This is a genomic window from Acinetobacter sp. 24-47-67 (assembly GCF_056779735.1).
The window spans coordinates 85,604-100,874 of record NZ_JBWYIK010000003.1 but is presented as its reverse complement, the minus strand read 5'-3'; the positions used below and the strand labels follow the sequence as shown (position 1 = coordinate 100,874).

Annotated in this window: 14 protein-coding genes; 10 read left to right on the top strand and 4 right to left on the bottom strand. The window is 41.6% G+C overall.

What is annotated here, in order from left to right; translation table 11 throughout:
* The first annotated feature begins 1 nt into the window (after position 1).
* The 9 genes from urtA to AC1M9K_RS06005 all read left to right on the top strand — a co-directional run bounded on the left by urtA (position 2) and on the right by AC1M9K_RS06005 (position 8,934).
* Positions 2-1,240, top strand: coding sequence for an urea ABC transporter substrate-binding protein (gene urtA, locus AC1M9K_RS06045; RefSeq protein WP_035264741.1), 1,239 nt, complete (start codon positions 2-4; stop codon positions 1,238-1,240).
* Positions 1,241-1,319: 79 nt separating this feature from the next.
* Complete coding sequence (gene urtB, locus AC1M9K_RS06040; RefSeq protein ID WP_035264743.1) at positions 1,320-2,240, top strand: urea ABC transporter permease subunit UrtB; 921 nt, start codon at positions 1,320-1,322, stop codon at positions 2,238-2,240.
* Between the two features lie 19 nt (positions 2,241-2,259).
* Positions 2,260-3,426, top strand: coding sequence for an urea ABC transporter permease subunit UrtC (urtC, locus tag AC1M9K_RS06035; protein ID WP_481588779.1), 1,167 nt, complete (start codon positions 2,260-2,262; stop codon positions 3,424-3,426).
* Entirely contained in the window at positions 3,423-4,181 is a 759-nt protein-coding gene (gene urtD, locus AC1M9K_RS06030; protein ID WP_092766538.1) for an urea ABC transporter ATP-binding protein UrtD, read from the top strand. Before urtC ends, urtD begins: the two co-directional genes overlap by 4 nt.
* A 9-nt stretch (positions 4,182-4,190) precedes the next feature.
* The gene (gene urtE / locus AC1M9K_RS06025) at positions 4,191-4,889 is read left to right on the top strand and encodes an urea ABC transporter ATP-binding subunit UrtE (RefSeq protein WP_035264750.1); all 699 of its coding nucleotides are present in this window, start codon (positions 4,191-4,193) and stop codon (positions 4,887-4,889) included.
* Positions 4,890-5,100: 211 nt separating this feature from the next.
* Positions 5,101-6,144, top strand: a complete 1,044-nt coding sequence (locus AC1M9K_RS06020; RefSeq protein ID WP_035264753.1) for an aliphatic amidase — start codon at positions 5,101-5,103, stop codon at positions 6,142-6,144.
* Between the two features lie 38 nt (positions 6,145-6,182).
* The gene (locus AC1M9K_RS06015) at positions 6,183-7,298 is read left to right on the top strand and encodes an AAA family ATPase (protein ID WP_481588778.1); all 1,116 of its coding nucleotides are present in this window, start codon (positions 6,183-6,185) and stop codon (positions 7,296-7,298) included.
* 39 nt (positions 7,299-7,337) lie between these two features.
* Entirely contained in the window at positions 7,338-8,516 is a 1,179-nt protein-coding gene (gene fmdA / locus AC1M9K_RS06010; protein WP_092766540.1) for a formamidase, read from the top strand.
* Between the two features lie 121 nt (positions 8,517-8,637).
* Positions 8,638-8,934: an FmdB family zinc ribbon protein gene (locus tag AC1M9K_RS06005; protein WP_481588777.1), complete on the top strand. Its 297-nt coding sequence runs from the start codon at positions 8,638-8,640 to the stop codon at positions 8,932-8,934.
* A gap of 44 nt (positions 8,935-8,978) precedes the next feature.
* Here the strand turns inward: AC1M9K_RS06005 and parE are convergent, their stop codons facing one another.
* Positions 8,979-10,859, bottom strand: a complete 1,881-nt coding sequence (gene parE, locus AC1M9K_RS06000) for a DNA topoisomerase IV subunit B (RefSeq protein ID WP_481588776.1) — start codon at positions 10,857-10,859, stop codon at positions 8,979-8,981.
* Between the two features lie 14 nt (positions 10,860-10,873).
* Positions 10,874-11,458, bottom strand: coding sequence for a YqiA/YcfP family alpha/beta fold hydrolase (locus tag AC1M9K_RS05995; protein ID WP_481588775.1), 585 nt, complete (start codon positions 11,456-11,458; stop codon positions 10,874-10,876).
* Positions 11,459-11,706: 248 nt separating this feature from the next.
* Here AC1M9K_RS05995 and AC1M9K_RS05990 point away from each other — a divergent pair, with 248 nt between their 5' ends.
* On the top strand, positions 11,707-13,038 hold the full coding sequence (locus AC1M9K_RS05990) for a PGAP1-like alpha/beta domain-containing protein (RefSeq protein WP_180028389.1): 1,332 nt from the start codon (positions 11,707-11,709) through the stop codon (positions 13,036-13,038).
* A 43-nt stretch (positions 13,039-13,081) separates the two neighbouring features.
* On the opposite strand, the gene AC1M9K_RS05985 is transcribed toward AC1M9K_RS05990, so the two are convergent.
* Together AC1M9K_RS05985 and gshA are read right to left on the bottom strand one after the other, a co-directional pair.
* Positions 13,082-13,582 carry a disulfide bond formation protein B gene (locus AC1M9K_RS05985; RefSeq protein ID WP_180028388.1) on the bottom strand — a complete coding sequence of 167 codons (501 nt, stop codon included), beginning with the start codon at positions 13,580-13,582 and terminating at the stop codon, positions 13,082-13,084.
* A gap of 18 nt (positions 13,583-13,600) precedes the next feature.
* Positions 13,601-15,178 carry a glutamate--cysteine ligase gene (gene gshA / locus AC1M9K_RS05980; RefSeq protein ID WP_481588774.1) on the bottom strand — a complete coding sequence of 526 codons (1,578 nt, stop codon included), beginning with the start codon at positions 15,176-15,178 and terminating at the stop codon, positions 13,601-13,603.
* Between the last annotated feature and the right edge of the window lie 93 nt (positions 15,179-15,271).

Below are 15,271 nucleotides of genomic sequence, written 5' to 3'. Positions count from 1 at the left end.
AATGACCTTAAAATCTAAAGTTAAAACATCTGGCTTACTCGCAGGACTACTCGCTGTTCCTTTTTTACTGGCACCTGTCTTGACCACTGCGAGTGCTCCAGCGACAGCAAAAGTAAATACAACCAAACTTAACGTAAATGATAAATTCGTCTATGTCGGTCAGCTTCATTCAGCGACGGGAACGATGGCAATCTCTGAAACAGGAGCCATCCAAGCAGAACGTTTAGCCATTGAGCAGATCAACAAACAAGGTGGTGTATTAGGTCGTCAGATTAAAATTGTTCAAGAAGATGGTGCATCTGACTGGCCAACTTTCGCTGAGAAAGCCCGAAAATTAACTGAAAAGGATCGTGTTGCAGCAATTTTTGGTTGCTGGACTTCAGCTTCTCGTAAAGCCGTATTACCTATTATTGAACGAAATAATTCGCTTCTGTATTACCCAACATTCTATGAAGGTCTAGAACAATCTAAAAATGTGATTTATACCGGTCAAGAAGCTACGCAACAGGTGCTTGAGTCTCTGAATTGGCTTGCACGTGAGAAAAAAGCCAAAACATTCTATTTAATCGGTTCTGACTATATTTGGCCACGTACCACCATGAAAATTGCCCGTACACACATTGAAAAAGTGTTGAAAGGTAAAGTCGTCGGTGAAGAATACTACCCGCTTGGACATACGCAATTTGGTTCTTTAATTAACAAAACCAAACTTCGTAAACCAGATGCAATTGTCGCTGCCGTGGTGGGTGGATCAAACGTTTCATTCTATAAGCAAATGAAAGCTGCAGGCGTGACTGGCGATAAGCAAACACTGCTCACCTTCTCTGTGACAGAAGATGAATTACTGGGGATTGGTGGCGAAAATATGAAGGGCTTCTACTCTTCAATGAAATATTTCCAAAGTCTAAATAATTCAAGTAACGCAGCTTTCGTAAAAGCATTTAAAGCGAAATATGGTCCTAAAGCAGTAATTGGTGATGTGACTCAAGCCGCTTATCTTGGTCCATGGCTATGGAAAGCCGCAGTTGAAAAAGCTGGTAGTTTTGATGTTGCCAAAGTTACCAAAGCCTCTCCAGGCATCGAAATGAAAAATGCGCCTGAAGGTTACGTGAAAATTGATGCCAATCATCATTTATGGAGCAAATCACGTATTGCACAAGTGCAAACCAATGGTCAATTCAAAGTGGTCTACGAATCAAAAGGTTTAATCAAGCCTAATCCATTCCCTAAAGGCTACTAATCGACAGCACATGATCAGGAGAGCCCTCTCCTGATCTTTTCATTTCAAACCTATTATTTAAAGCTTGGAGGATGAGGCGATGGATTTATCTTTAGCTGACTTCGGTGCAATATTTGCGATGCAAGGCTTTAATGGTCTTTCTGTTTTCTGTGTGCTGTTGTTAATGGCACTGGGCCTTGCAATTATTTTTGGGCAAATGGGTGTCATCAATATGGCACATGGTGAATTCCTCACAATAGGCGCGTATACCACATTTGTCATTTCAACCCTGACTGAAAGCTATTTTCCTCAATTGCTTCCCTATTATTTTATTGTAGCGATTGTGGCAGCTTTTCTGACAGCAGGCATTATCGGCTATATGGTCGAACGGCTCATGATTAGTCGGCTTTATCAGCGGCCACTCGATACTTTGCTTGCAACTTGGGGCTTGAGCTTAATCATGCAACAAGTGTTTCGCTCTACATTTGGTCCCAAAGAAGTGAGTCCAACACTACCTGATTGGCTTATGGGCTCTTATCAACCGACAGAGACGATTGATATTCCTATTAATGGCTTATTCCTTGTCGGTGTCACACTCACCGTGACCGCTTTCGTCTATTTCCTCATCTATCGTTCTCGCTGGGGCTTACAGCTTCGTGCGACAAACCAAAACCGTTTCATGAGTGGTGCCGTTGGTATTAATACAAAGCGTGTGGACAGTCTAACATTCGCATTAGGTTGTGGTTTGGCCGGTATTGCTGGTGCGGCGTTTACGACAATTGGCTCAACTGGTCCAACTGCAGGCTCTCTCTATATCGTAGACACGTTCTTGGTTGTGGTGTTTGGTGGAGCTGCAAGTCTATTAGGCACTATCGCTTCGGCTTTCAGTATTGCACAAGCCCAATCAATCCTAGAGTTCTTCCTGTCAGGCTCTGTTGCCAAAGTCATTACCTTAGCGACGGTCATCATCATTTTGATGTTACGTCCTCAAGGTTTGTTCTCAATCAAAGTTCGTAAATAGGTATTCAGGAGAGATTGATATGAGTAATCCAATGAATGCCTTGTTAGGCGGTAAAGAAGGTGCGATTGGACTGGCTATATTGGCAGTACTGATCCTATTTGTAATGCCCATGTTTTTAGATGTTTTCCGTCTCAATTTAATGGGTAAATATCTTACGTTTGCCTTTGTCGCGATTGGTTTAGTGCTGTGCTGGGGTTACGGCGGCATTTTGAGTTTAGGTCAGGGTATTTTCTTTGGGATCGGTGGCTACTGTATGGCCATGTTCCTCAAGCTCGAAGCTTCTGACATGCAATCCACAGCAACTCAAACCACACCCGGTATTCCTGATTTTATGGACTGGAACCAAATTACCAGCCTACCAATGTTCTGGGAACCATTCCATAGTTTCACATTTACCCTATTCGCGATTGTAATTATTCCAATTTTATTGGCTTTTATTATTGGTTTTGCAATGTTTACTCGTCGTGTAGGAGACGTGTATTTCTCTATCATCATGCAAGCAATTGTGGCGATTTTGACAATTTTGATTATTGGTCAACAAGGCTTTACTGGTGGTATCAACGGTATTACTGATCTCAAGACATTACATGGCTGGGACATCCGTACGGATGAAGCAAAGTACGTTTTGTATTACATCAATGCATTGTTACTCATCGCAGTCATCATGATCAGTCGCTTTGTTCTCAGCTCAAAGTTAGGTCGCTTACTTTCTGCAATGCGTGAAAAAGAAGAACGTGTACGTTTTTCTGGCTATGACGTTTCAATGTACAAAGTCTTTATCTTCTGCTTTGCGGCAGTCGTTTCTTCCGTCGGTGGGGCAATGTTTACGCTGCAAGTCGGCTTCATGTCTCCAACGATTATTGGCATCGTCCCATCTATTGAAATGGTGATCTTGGCTGCAGTAGGCGGACGTTTATCACTGATTGGAGCTGTATATGGTGCAGTTTTAGTTAACCTTGGTAAAACTTACTTCTCTGAAGCATTCCCTGAAGTATGGTTGTACTTCCTTGGTGCATTGTTCATAGGCGTTGTGATGTTCTTACCGAATGGTTTAGCTGGCCTATATGAAAAATATGTTCGCCGACTTATCTTCAAAGATAAAAAAACAACGGCTTCGCCTATCCCCCATCAACCCACGGAGTCCAAAAAAGATAGCAATATTGAAGTAGAAGGAGGTGTGAAATGAGTAAAGTCGGCGTAGAAATGGCAAAACCTGTACTTGTAATTGAAGATCTCACAGTCTCGTTTGACGGCTTTAAAGCCGTCAGCGATCTCAACTTCTATCTCGATAAAAACGAAGTTCACGTGGTGATCGGCCCTAATGGTGCAGGTAAAACAACAGTGTTAGATTTGATTTGCGGTAAAACTAAAGCAACTTCTGGCACGATCAAATTTAATGATATTGAACTGACTAAGCTCAAAGAGTTCGAAATCGTTCGTAAAGGTGTCGGTCGTAAATTTCAAAATCCCAATATTTACGAAAACCTTTCAGTCTATGACAACCTCGAAATGTCTTTCCCACGTGGTCGTAATGTGTTTGGGGCTTTGTTCTTTAAGCGAACCAAAGATGTCGAAGAGCGTATCCAAGAAGTCGCTTCAAAAATTTTCCTCACTGATTTATTACACACCTCCGCAGGCCTATTGTCTCATGGACAAAAACAATGGCTTGAAATAGGGATGTTGCTTATGCAAGACCCCGAGTTGTTAATGCTGGATGAACCTGTGGCAGGCATGAGTGTTTCTGAGCGCGAACAGACAGCACAACTGCTTCGTGAAATCAGTAAAGGACGCTCAGTCCTCGTGATTGAGCACGATATGGAGTTTGTAAAAACCATTGCAGATAAAGTGACAGTATTGCACCAAGGGAAAATCCTCGCAGCAGGAAAAATGGATGATGTGCAAAGTGATCCAAAAGTCATTGAAGTCTATCTCGGACACTAAGGAGGCCTTATGAGCGGATTATTAGAAATTAGTTCTTTGTGTTCAGGTTATAAACAAAGCCAAGTCATTCATGATCTAGAACTTAAAATTCAACCCAAAGAAATTGTGGCGATTATGGGGCGAAATGGGATGGGAAAAACCACACTGTTTAAAACCCTTATCGGTGATATTAAAAATACTCAAGGCGAAATCAAGCTCGATGGTAAAAACTTAGAAAAGCTTGACCCGTATCAACGTGTGGAAAATGGTGTTGCTTATGTTCCTCAAGGTCGTATGATTTTCTCAACCATGTCTGTTCTAGAGAATATTCAAACAGGTCTCCCTGCGTCTGCCCATGGCAAAGTACCTGACGATCTGTATGAGCTTTTCCCTGTACTTTGGGATATGCGTAAACGCAAAGGGGGAAATTTATCTGGTGGACAACAGCAACAATTGGCAATTGCACGTGCACTCGCCACCAATCCCAAAGTATTGCTGCTCGATGAACCTACCGAGGGAATCCAGCCCTCGATTATTAAAGATATTGCGAAAACGCTAAAAGAAATTCGCGATCAACGAGACCTCACTATCGTGGTCTCCGAGCAAGTACTGAGCTTTACTATGGCGATGGCAGATCGCTTCTTGGTCATCGATAAAGGACGTTTTGCTTATGAAGATGTCAGAGCGAATGTCGATGAAGCAACCATTAGTAAATATCTTTCAGTTTAAAGCACGTCATCTCATCAACTCTTAATTTGGCATTTCCCTCGATTTTTCGGGGGATTTTTTGACCATTTGTTGGAGTGGTATTGTTATTTCGATCTAAAAACTTATTTGAAATATCGCTTCATATACGCAATTCACCGTATTTTGCATCGATCAATTTCACGCGAAACTCCTTATATAGATTTTAATTTTAAAGATATGGGGAGTAAGTTGAATGCGTCACGGTGATATCTCAAGTAGTCCTAATACAGTGGGTGTAGCAGTGGTGAACTATAAAATTCCACGCCTGCACACTAAAGCAGAAGTACTTGAGAATGCAAAAAAAATTGCTGAAATGTTGAAAGGGATTAAGCAAGGTATTCCAGGTATGGATCTCATTGTTTTCCCTGAATACAGCACCATGGGCATTATGTATGATCATGATGAAATGATGGCAACTGCAGCCACAATCCCAGGTGATGAAACGGCAATTTTCTCTCAAGCTTGTATTGAAGCAAATGTTTGGGGCGTATTCTCAATTACTGGGGAACAGCACGAAGAACACCCGCATAAAGTGCCATATAACACCTTAGTGCTCATCAATAACAAAGGTGAAATCGTTCAAAAATATCGCAAGATTATTCCATGGTGCCCAATTGAAGGCTGGTGCCCTGGAGATACGACTTATGTGACAGAAGGCCCTAAGGGCATCAAGATGTCACTCATTATCTGTGACGACGGCAATTACCCTGAAATTTGGCGCGACTGTGCGATGAAAGGTGCTGAACTTGTGGTGCGATGCCAAGGTTATATGTACCCGGCTGATGAACAGCAAATCAATATGGCCAAATGTATGGCTTGGGCAAATAACGTTTATGTCGCTGTTGCCAATTGTACTGGATTTGATGGGGTGTATACCTACTTCGGACATTCGGCAGTGGTCGGCTTTGACGGACGTACATTAGGTGAATGTGGTACGGAAGAAAATGGTATCCAATACGCACAGTTATCACTCACAGAAATACGTGATGCACGTAAATACGATCAATCACAAAACCACTTGTTCAAGCTGCTACACCGTGGTTACACAGGCGTATACAACAATGGTGATGGTGATAAAGGGGTTGCCGATTGTCCATTCGACTTCTACAAAACATGGGTCTTAGACGCACAAAAAGCACAGGAAAATGTTGAGCAGTTTACGCGTTCAACCATTGGCGTTGCAGAGTGCCCAATTGGCAACTTACCTCACGAAGGGTTAGAGAAAGAAGCTTCTTAAAGAAGCTTCGTCCGACTTGATTTCAGGAGGTTTCGAACATGACATTTGCCAGTGACCGTATACATGCCAATCAGGAAAGTTTGGCAAAACAACGCTATGACATGCAAAGCAAGGAATGTATTGCACGTACTTCCCGATTCAGTTTTGAACCAGATGCCGTGATGACCCATCTACGTGAACATATTATTGGACAAGAAGCCGCACTTGATGAAATTGAAAATATGCTCACCACAGTGAAAGCAGATTTTAACGCAGCTCATCGTCCTTTAAGTGTCACACTGATGTTAGGTCCTACCGGTGTAGGAAAAACTGAAACAGTCCGCCTCATTGCTGAAGCGATACACGGTAAAGCTGATGCATTCTGTCGAATTGATATGAATACATTGGCACAAGAGCATTATGCAGCCGCCCTGACAGGTGCCCCACCAGGCTATGTCGGCTCTAAAGAAGGAAATACTTTATTCGATGAAGCCCTGATTCAAGGGAGTTTCTCCAAACCTGGCATTGTTCTCTTTGATGAAATTGAAAAAGCCAGTACTGAAGTCATTCGAGGGCTACTCAATGTGCTTGAAACAGGAACTTTAAAATTAACTGCGGGTACAAAGGTTTTAGACTTTAAAAACTGCATGATTTTTATGACCAGTAATGTGGGTGCTAAAGATGCTCAAAAGCGTCTGAAACAACTCAGTCAATTACCAAAACCACTCCAGAATTTAGCCAAGCATTTGAAATTAGATGACAGTGAAATCACGACAAAAGCACTCGATAAAAAGTTTGATCCTGAGTTTCTAAATCGCATTGAGCGAATCTTACATTATCAGCCAGTTGAATCTGATTTTGCTGCAACCTTAGTCCAACTCGAAATTGACAAAATGAACCAACGTCTAAAAAAGCAAAGTCGAACCATTGCTTTGACCGATGCTGCCATTCGATTCCTGAGTTCAGGACATGATGTTCGATTTGGTGCTCGGGGTTTAAGCCGTCGTTTTAAAGTGTTAGTTGAACCTGAACTCGCGAAAGCTTTTCTAAACAACAAGCACATTAGTGAATTCATCATCGATTACGACAATACGAAGCTTCAAATTCAGATGATTGAGCCTGCAGTGAAACAACTTGATCCGTTACTGATACACGAAGCATCACAACAACACTGAGACCTAAACTTTATTTGACCTCAATACAGGGGATACATTATGCAACATATTAAAATCAAACCAGGAGTTCCACTTGCGGAACAAGCCGAAATTGGTCACAACCGTTGGCACCCAGACCTACCTTTTCTAACATCAGTAAAACCTGGTGAAGAAATTCTGATTGAAAGTTTGGATTTCCTTGACGCACAAATTAAAGATACTGACGATATTTCTGATGTTAAAAATGTGGATTTAACACGTGCTCATCCTTTAACAGGTCCATTCTATGTTGAAGGTGCGGAACCAGGTGATTTGTTGGTCATTGATCTACTAGACATTCAACCGATTTCTGATGTGGGTTTTTCGGGTGTTTTTGCCAAGGAAAATGGTGGTGGCTTCTTGGCGGACTATTTCCCAGAAGCAGATAAAGCTATTTGGGATTTGAAAGGTTTATTTGCAACTTCACGTCATATCCCTGGTGTACGTATTGCAGGTTTAAAACATCCTGGCTTGATGGGAACCCTACCATCACATGATTTACTGAAAGAATGGAATCGCCGTGAAGCATTGCTCGTTCCTAAAGGTCAAGCAAACCCTCCTGATCCACGTACAGCCGTTCTGCGTGGTGTAAAAGGTCCCGAATTTGATCGTATGGCGGCTGAAGCCGCACGCACAGTTCCTCCACGTGAACATGGAGGTAACACAGACATTAAAGACCTTGCTGCAGGAAGCCGTATTTACTTCCCTGTTTATCAAAAAGGTGCTGGCTTCTCAATGGGCGACCTCCACTTCTCACAAGGTGACGGTGAAATTGGTTTCTGTGGTGCGATTGAAATGGATGGCGTTACACGTGTCGGTTTCGATTTAATCAAAGGTGGGATGGAAAAATACAATATTGATTCACCTATCTTTGTTCCAAGCAATGTACGTCCAAATTATGATCAATGGCTGACTTTCGAAGGGATCAGTGTTGAAGATGGTGTAAATCACTATCTCGATGCGACAGTGGCTTACCGCCAAGCATGTCTAAAAGCCATTAAGTATCTTGAAAATTTTGGCTTTACTGGGTCACAAGCCTACATGTTACTTACCGCTGCACCGGTTGAAGGTCGTATCGGAGGTATTGTAGATATTCCAAACTGTGCATGTACCGTCTCACTCCCAACCTCCATTTTTGAACAAAATATCTTGCCGCAAGGTGCTTTAAATGACGATAAATTTTGGGGGCATAAACGCTAATTAGCGCATTATTGTTGTTACAGGTTTCACCATTTTACGGGGTAGCTTGAGTAAGCATGCGAGCTACCTCCTTTTTAACTTTTAAACATGCACATGCTTAAAAATAAGTAGGAGCACGACCATGCCATTATACGATTTCCGCTGTGAGCACTGCGAAGGAATTTTTGAACAACGTGTGCCTATTTCTAGGATTGCAACTGACACCATCGAATGCAAATACTGCCAACAACCCACCTTAGCGAAACCGATGATTACTGGCAGACAACAAATCAACATGAAGACCAAATGGCGCCCAGGATCAGGTGCAGAACAACTTGCAGGACCTTTAGTGGGCGGTCCAGGTACCAATAAAAATAGTACACGCAGTTCAGTGCTACACAACTGTCGTGGTGTGAATTGTTCACTCTGTGAAGTATAAAAAAGCCCGCATCTGCGGGCTTTAATGCTCGTGTCTGCAGAAAATTAAACGACTAATTCAGCTAAGTTGCCTTTTTGTTCCAACCATTCTTTACGATCACTTGCGCGTTTCTTGGCTAATAATTTATCTAATAAACCTGAAGTAAAATGCACATCATCCAAATCTAGTTGCACCAAACGACGAGTATTGGGATCCAATGTTGTTTCACGGAGCTGACTTGCATTCATCTCACCCAAACCTTTAAATCGTGTGATTTGTGGGGATTTAGTTTTGGCTTTTTTCAATATGCCTTCTAATTCTTCTTCGTCAAGCGCGTAATGCACATCTTTACCGTCATCAATACGGAATAAAGGTGGCATCGCAACAAATAAGTGCCCTGCTTCAACTAGGCTTGGGAAGTGCTTCACAAATAATGCACATAGCAAAGTCGCAATATGTAATCCATCTGAGTCTGCATCGGCAAGAATACAGATCTTGCCATAGCGAAGTTCAGACAAATCATCAGAACCCGGATCGACTCCTATTGCGATTGCAATATTATGAACCTCTTGAGAAGCAAGTACTTCATCTGAAGAGACTTCCCAAGTGTTTAAAATTTTTCCGCGGATCGGCATAATCGCTTGGAAATTCTTATCACGCGCCTGTTTGGCAGATCCTCCAGCAGAATCACCTTCCACAATAAATAGTTCTGACTCTTCCAAACTATGTCCCACACAATCAGATAATTTGCCTGGTAAAGTTGGACCTGAAACGATTTTTTTGCGCTCAACTTTCTTTGCAGCTTTTAAACGACGTCCCGCTTTTGAAATCGCCATTTCAGCCAATTGCATTGCAATTTCTGAATTTTGATTCAACCATAAGGCAAAAGCATCTTTTGCGATGTTCTGCACAATCCCAGAGGCTTCACGACTTGAAAGACGCTCTTTGGTTTGACCTGAAAATTGTGGCTCTTGAAATTTCAAAGACAGAATATAGTTCACGCCATCCCACACATCTTCCGCTGAAAGTTTCATATTACGTGGTAAGAGATTACGTAACTCACAGAACTCACGGATCGCATCCGTCACACCTGAACGAAGACCATTCACATGTGTGCCACCTTGCGCCGTTGGAATCAAGTTCACATAAGATTCTTGAATGCTCTCTCCGCCTTCAACATTCCAACAAATCGCAAACTCCGCACTGGCACGTTCCGCGTCACCTGTAGCGACAAATGCAGGCATAGGGATGATTTCACGATCTTCCAACTCATCCATCAAATAATCGACGAGACCATTTTCAAACTGCCAAGTGATCTTTTCGTCGTTAATTTCATCAACATAATTGATTTGTAAGCCAGCAGCTAATACCGCCTTCGCTTTTAAATTATGTTTAAGCGCCTTTAATGCAAATTTAGGAGAATCAAAATATTTCGCTTCAGGCCAAAAGTGAACTGAGGTACCCGATGCACGTTTAGGTGCTTTACCTTCCAAAACTTCAAGTGGTGCCGTTGCTTCACCTTGCTCAAAAGCCATTTTGTATAAATTACCTTGGCGCTGAACTTGGACTTCCACACGTGTGGAAAGCGCATTTACAACAGAAATACCAACCCCGTGCAAACCACCAGAGAATTGATAATTATCTGTGCTGAATTTTCCCCCTGCATGCAGTTTAGTCAGAATAATTTCAATGCCGCTTTGACCATATTCAGGATGAATATCAACTGGCATACCACGCCCGTTATCTTCTACTGACAATGAACCATCTTTATACACAGTCACTGTAATTTTATTCGCGTGTCCTGCCAATGCTTCATCGACCGCATTATCAACGACCTCTTGCGCCAAATGGTTTGGACGTGTGGTATCGGTATACATGCCTGGACGACGGCGTACAGGATCTAAACCAGATAAGACTTCAAGGGATTGGGCCGTATATTGAGACACGTTGAATTGTTTCCTTATTTTAAGCTGTCAGCTAAAAACTGATATACCAAGGGTATTTTATCCGCGAAATCATCCATCGCGTGATTGCCATATGTTTCTGTAATGAGAAACGCTTGATGACCATTGCAATTATAATAACGTTCCGCTTCACGATAATCCAAAACTTCATCACCTTGTTGTAACAAGACCAAGATTTTGTCTGCATCTTGCACAAACGGAACTGCCATATGCTCCAATTGATCAAGCTGAGCTTCATCTAACGACCAATTCGCAGTGACTGGATAAGGAAACTGCGCCGTTGAAAACAAGTTTCTAAATAATTTCCATGGTTGCATAGCGGGATTAATCAGTACAGCTGCGACTCCATGTTTCGCGGCAAGCTGCGTCGCATAAAATCCACCTAAACTGCTCCCAATCAAAACGACATTTGACATAGACTCGATGAGTGTCGAAATCGAAGTCATGACCTGATCAGGCGGCATATTTAAATCGGGCAAATGCACTTGTACATGTTCATGTCTTTCAAAATACTGACGAATCAGTTGCCCTTTAATCGAAAAAGGACTACTTTGAAATCCATGTAGATAGATAATATTCATGAACTGATTAATTGCATTTTCCTCAAAATTGTTCTAATTTTTATTGTGAATCAGATCACATATTTGTTTCTCTTTTGTACGATAACAAATATTGTCAGACAAAAAAATTAGAGCCGATCTGAAATCAAAGTTATCTTAAAAATTGTTCGGGATGAACAACATAAGATAAATACAAGGAATTTTATACAGTGATCATTGCTAAAAATAAAGTGTCTTTAGATGATCATGCACTATCAGGATAAGACTAGATGCCGAGTTTAACGCCACTACATGAAACCTATTGTAAATGGGATCGATCTCCTCCAAGTCAGGCCGATGTGCTTGAAGGTTTGGCACAACTGGTCAGCACTCCAATTAACCTTGCTGTTCAAAATCTCATTCAATCACTTCAACGTGAAGTGCTCTTAACCGTATTTGGTTTAAGTAAAAAAACATCAAAAGAATTTCAAAAGAAAACCTACGTTCGAAAGTTATATCAATTTTCATATGACACGCTTCTAAATTACGGAAATTATTTGGTCGCACCAGCCCTGCGCAAAATCATTGATCAATTTCCGAAACTCCATGATAAACCCCTCACGCCAAAAATGATTTTTTTGGTCAGTGCTCTTAATGGCGTGATTGGCGACTATTTACTCAAAAATCAAAATCCGTTGGCGATTACAAGTAATCTGTATGATCACTATGGAGAGTTACAACAGGGTGACCTGTCAGGTCGTGTCGTGATCTTTTGCCATGGTCTGTGCATGAATCATCTTGATTGGACCAATCGTAACTATGGCGGTATTGGTGAAAAACTGCTTGCACAACGCGACAACAACACCATGCTTTATTTGCATTACAACACTGGTCGCAGAATTTCAGCGAATGGTCGTTCGTTGGCCAATATGCTTGAAGACTTGGTAAAGCGCAATCCACGTATCACCAGCCTTGATTTAATCGGTCACAGTATGGGTGGTTTGGTTTCTAGAAGTGCTTTGTTTTATGGTAAACAAAATCTCCATCAATGGTTTCACATGGCAGAGAATTTGGTCTGCTTAGGTTCTCCACATCATGGTGCGGTTCTAGAACGTATTGGCTTTGCCGTTCAAGAAAAAATTGGACACTTTCCCGTCATCAAGTTAGCCAGCCACATTGTGAATATTCGCAGTGATGGTATTTTGGATTTACGCCATGGTAGTGTCCGTGATGATGACTGGGAACACAATCATGCTCGTATTGGCATGATGGATGATAATCGTAAACCTGCACCGCTGCCTTCACATATCAATACATTCTTAGTAGCTGGAACAATTGAGTTTGAAAATCGTAAAAATCGTACACTCAAAGTCATTGGCGATTACTTAGTGAGTGTGCAAAGTGCTTTGGGTGAGCATCCAAATCCGCGATTCCAACTGAAATTGCCAGAATCACATAAAGCGGTGTTCTACGGGCTCAATCATATGGAGATTCAATACCATTCCAGTGTTGCTGAGCAAATCGTTAAATGGTTCTATCCACATCACGATGAATTAGCTGAAGAGCAAATCCGTAAATATTTAATCAAATTAGAAAGCATGGAAGGAATCGTAGAAACCTGACCATCTTCAATAAAAAAGCCAACTATTAGTTGGCTTTTTTATTTTAAGCAGGATACTTTCTGAATAACTGCCAAATCGAGATGATCAGCAAAATACTAAAAAATACCAAAGACCATACAGGTAAAGACTGACCTAGGAAAGTCCAGTCTACTACCGCACATTCGCCTGATCCTGACAGCACTTGTTGAAGCACTGTTTTAAGCGGCAAAGCATCTACCAAATAATCTAAACCAGGCCCACAACTTGGCACTTTATCTGGAGGTAAACTCTGCAGCCAGACATGACGTGCAGCAACACCCGCTGACCATAAAATCGATAATGTCCCTAGGAAAGCATATGCTCGTTTTAAACCATTACGGACGGGATTGTGTAGAACCGCAATAAAAGAAATCAGTCCCAGTCCGATCAGACCTAACCGTTGAAATACACACAATGGACAAGGCTCAAGTCCTTGGACATGTTCGAGATACAACGCGAAGGCCATTCCAATCACGCTGGCTACAAACAACAGACCACTCACCATGCGATAATTTTGCCACTGCATATACTTTCCTCAATATTTTTATCGATATGCTTTTAAATATTCTTTAAAGCTTAGACTGCACTCTGCTTCCAACTGTTGTTGCTGTTCAAGTGATTGCACTGTGAGTTGTTCAAAATAGGTGACTTTATCCTGAGATAACACATAATTTTGATAATGATCAGCATGTTGATGCGCGAGCACACTACCTAAGCTCCAAGTACCACTATGTTTTACTGTATCATCTACTATTTTCGCAGAGAAGGTTTCATCCACTTCATCTACTCGTGATTGCATAATTTGCATTGCATCAGAATACAACGAGGTCGAGTGAGCTTGATCTAACGTTTCTGCTAAAGGCTGCATCTGTTTGAGATATTGATTTGCCCATGTCTCAATTTCAATTGATTGACCATTTTCAACAATGGCAGCATTTGGTGCACGCCCACGATTCACAACTTCTTGCTGGTTTTGTTCAATCACTTCAAGTTCATCATCTAGCAGTTCAGGACTGTCTTTTAATAAACAATAAAGCGCTAATACCTCAAGGAAGCCTGCAGTATCTTCATTGATACCAATTGGGCTGTATGGATTCACATCTACTGCGCGCAATTCTACATACCCTACACCACGGTTTGCTAATGCATCAGATGGTGTTTCACCAGACTGTGGTACTTGTTTAGGACGTACAAGACTGTAGTACTCGTTTTCAATTTGCAGTACGTGATCATTAATTTGGATCGGCTCACCCGCTTCGTCATCTAATCCCAAACGACTGAAAGCAGCATAAGACGTTTTCACCGCCTTTTGTAAACCTGCTAAATATCCTTTCAAATCATTGTAATGAATACCTAACTCTTTCTGCGCCGAGTTTTGATATCCAAAGCGCCCCATACGCAATGCAGTGGCATATGGCAAATACAATGTTCCCTTAATTAAAGGCAATAAATGATGTTCACGACCCGTCATAAAACAACGACAGACCGATGGGCTTGCACCTATCAAAAACATAACCAATGGGGTTAAACGAATGAAATTTCGAATTAAAGCGAAATATCGATGGCTGCGATAATCCTGCAAACTGAGCTGTTTTAAAGCTTCATCTTGCTCGTTTGCTTGCAACTGCTCAAACAACGCATCAGGGAATGAAACATTGTAATGTACACCTGAAATCGTCTGCATACGACGACCATAACGTACACCTAAACCACGACGGTATAAGGTTTTGAATTTACCAATATTGGACGAGCCATATTGCGCAAGACGAATACTTTCTTCTTCATCATCCAACATACATGGCATCGACATTGGCCATAGCTTTTCACCATCTTCTAGATGTCGATGAGTGAAAGCATGAATATCTTCTAAGTAGCTTAATGCTTCAGGAATTGAAGATTGAGGAGGCGTAATAAACTCAAGTAAGGCTTCAGAATAATCTGTCGTAATATGAGGATGAGTTAACGCAGAGCCTAAACCCTTAGGATGATCTTTCTGGGAGATAAAGCCATCACTTTGCATCCTTAGGCTTTCGCGCTCAATGCCTCGTAACATACCTTTAAACACCGTCGAATCCACCCAATTTGGTAAAATTGTTTCAGAGAGCGCTTCGGGTTGACTCATTACTTACTCGCTTATCTAGAAGAACGACTGAGATAAAAAATTATTGATTTATATCAAGTATACCGTGATTTATATTCGCAAATGCAGTTTGCA

What these genes read in the sequence shown, in the direction of transcription:
- AC1M9K_RS06005 (WP_481588777.1), top strand. Translation starts at nt 8,638, where the DNA reads ATGCCATTATACGATTTCCGCTGTGAGCACTGCGAAGGAATTTTTGAA.
- AC1M9K_RS05985 (WP_180028388.1), bottom strand. Translation starts at nt 13,582, where the DNA reads ATGCAGTGGCAAAATTATCGCATGGTGAGTGGTCTGTTGTTTGTAGCC.
- urtC (WP_481588779.1), top strand. Translation starts at nt 2,260, where the DNA reads ATGAGTAATCCAATGAATGCCTTGTTAGGCGGTAAAGAAGGTGCGATT.
- AC1M9K_RS05995 (WP_481588775.1), bottom strand. Translation starts at nt 11,458, where the DNA reads ATGAATATTATCTATCTACATGGATTTCAAAGTAGTCCTTTTTCGATT.
- urtE (WP_035264750.1), top strand. Translation starts at nt 4,191, where the DNA reads ATGAGCGGATTATTAGAAATTAGTTCTTTGTGTTCAGGTTATAAACAA.
- AC1M9K_RS06015 (WP_481588778.1), top strand. Translation starts at nt 6,183, where the DNA reads ATGACATTTGCCAGTGACCGTATACATGCCAATCAGGAAAGTTTGGCA.
- urtD (WP_092766538.1), top strand. Translation starts at nt 3,423, where the DNA reads ATGAGTAAAGTCGGCGTAGAAATGGCAAAACCTGTACTTGTAATTGAA.
- urtA (WP_035264741.1), top strand. Translation starts at nt 2, where the DNA reads ATGACCTTAAAATCTAAAGTTAAAACATCTGGCTTACTCGCAGGACTA.
- urtB (WP_035264743.1), top strand. Translation starts at nt 1,320, where the DNA reads ATGGATTTATCTTTAGCTGACTTCGGTGCAATATTTGCGATGCAAGGC.
- fmdA (WP_092766540.1), top strand. Translation starts at nt 7,338, where the DNA reads ATGCAACATATTAAAATCAAACCAGGAGTTCCACTTGCGGAACAAGCC.
- gshA (WP_481588774.1), bottom strand. Translation starts at nt 15,178, where the DNA reads ATGAGTCAACCCGAAGCGCTCTCTGAAACAATTTTACCAAATTGGGTG.
- AC1M9K_RS06020 (WP_035264753.1), top strand. Translation starts at nt 5,101, where the DNA reads ATGCGTCACGGTGATATCTCAAGTAGTCCTAATACAGTGGGTGTAGCA.
- AC1M9K_RS05990 (WP_180028389.1), top strand. Translation starts at nt 11,707, where the DNA reads ATGCCGAGTTTAACGCCACTACATGAAACCTATTGTAAATGGGATCGA.